Source organism: Globicatella sanguinis NBRC 15551, assembly GCF_001552295.1.
Classification (GTDB): Bacteria; Bacillota; Bacilli; order Lactobacillales; family Aerococcaceae; genus Globicatella; species Globicatella sanguinis.
In genome coordinates this window covers 1-1,487 of sequence record NZ_BCQX01000212.1, presented here as the reverse complement: position 1 = coordinate 1,487, position 1,487 = coordinate 1, and the positions used below count along the sequence as shown (strand labels likewise).

Here is a 1,487-nt window from a genome sequence, read left to right as displayed (position 1 = left end):
CCTTAAGAGTGCTTCGCACTCTAAACCATGACAGAAAAACGGTTTCGCATTATAATTAAATGGGCAATACAAATCCGATGCGTTTATTGTGAGGTATGTCCGTACCCCCGTATAAAAAACTGGATGAGCTTTTTATCGTTTGCGATAAACCCATTACGTCTTGAGCGTGTAAATAAAATTACAAGTTAATATAGAAAGCTCACATTGCCTAATATTATTTTGGAGGTCATGATCATGGAAGTAATGATTGAACGATGCTGTGGGATTGATGTTCATCAAAAGACCATCGTTTGTTGTATATTATCTGGTCCATTAGAGACCAATAAACCCCAAAAACATCAGAAGACATTTGGAACTACCTCAGCCGAACTTAGAGCGGCACTTGAATGGATTCAATCATTCAATGTGACTGATATATTTATGGAATCGACTGGACAATATTGGGTCCCAGTTTTTAATATTTTCTCCGATAGTGAGATTCAATTAACACTGGCTAATCCTGCCCATATTAAAAATGTTCCTGGTCGAAAGACTGACGTCAAAGATGCTGAATGGATTGCTCAATTAGGGCGATGTGGGTTAATCCAATCATCTTATTTACCTTGTGCACAAGCAATGGAATTGCGTCAATTGACTCGCCGTCGGTTAAGCTATATCCAAAAACGGACACAGTCGAAAAATGAAATACATAATATCTTACAACGGGCAAATATTAAATTGACGAGCTATCTTTCAGATATCTTTGGTCAAACAGGCCAAGCATTACTCTCTTTATTTATTCATGGTGAAAAAATCACCCTTGAACGAGTCGCCGAGTGTATGCATACTCATGTTAAAGCGACACCCAAACAACTCTTAGAAGCCATGGACGGCAAAATGTCAAAGACTGACCGACGATTATTAGATGATTCATTGGAAGAGTACCGCTTTTATACAGAAAAAATTAAGCGAATGGATGGAGATATTGAGGAATTTATACTCACTTATTTTAAGGAAGAATATGAATTATTAATGGAGCTCCCAGGGGTGAAAGCAAATAGTGCTGCGGTTATCTTGGCAGAAATTGGTCCAGATGTAGAGGCCTTCAAGACAGCTGCGCACTTAGCTTCATGGGCTGGACTATCACCTGGTTCATATGAAAGTGCTGGAGTAAAAAAAAGCAGTCGAACCACCCGGGGGAATAAATACCTTAAAACAACACTGATAGCCTGTGGCGGTATTGCAGGAAGGTCGATGGACCCCGCTTTTTCGAATCTCTATCAACGTCTATCTGCTAGAGGAGCCAAAATGAAAGCTGTAGTTGCTTGCGGACACAAGTTACTACGTATCATATATAAGGTACTTTCTTGTCATATTCATTATGATAAACAAAAAGCATTAGGACTGCGCCAACAGAACTAATGCAACAATTTTTAAAAATTTTTCACTTTAATTATAGCATAGAGGGTGCTTTTTTGCGCCTTTTTTGTCTTTCTTTTCAAATAAAA

General features: G+C 38.5%; 1 protein-coding gene. It reads left to right on the top strand.

The features are described 5' to 3' along the window. The first annotated feature begins 234 nt into the window (after nt 1–234). On the top strand, nt 235–1,401 hold the full coding sequence (locus tag GSA01S_RS10150; RefSeq protein WP_071407987.1) for an IS110 family RNA-guided transposase: 1,167 nt from the start codon (nt 235–237) through the stop codon (nt 1,399–1,401). Nucleotides 1,402–1,487 lie beyond the last annotated feature (86 nt).

Bases quoted from the DNA above. Each gene is read 5' to 3' on its own strand.
- GSA01S_RS10150 (WP_071407987.1), top strand. From the start codon at position 235: ATGGAAGTAATGATTGAACGATGCTGTGGGATTGATGTTCATCAAAAG.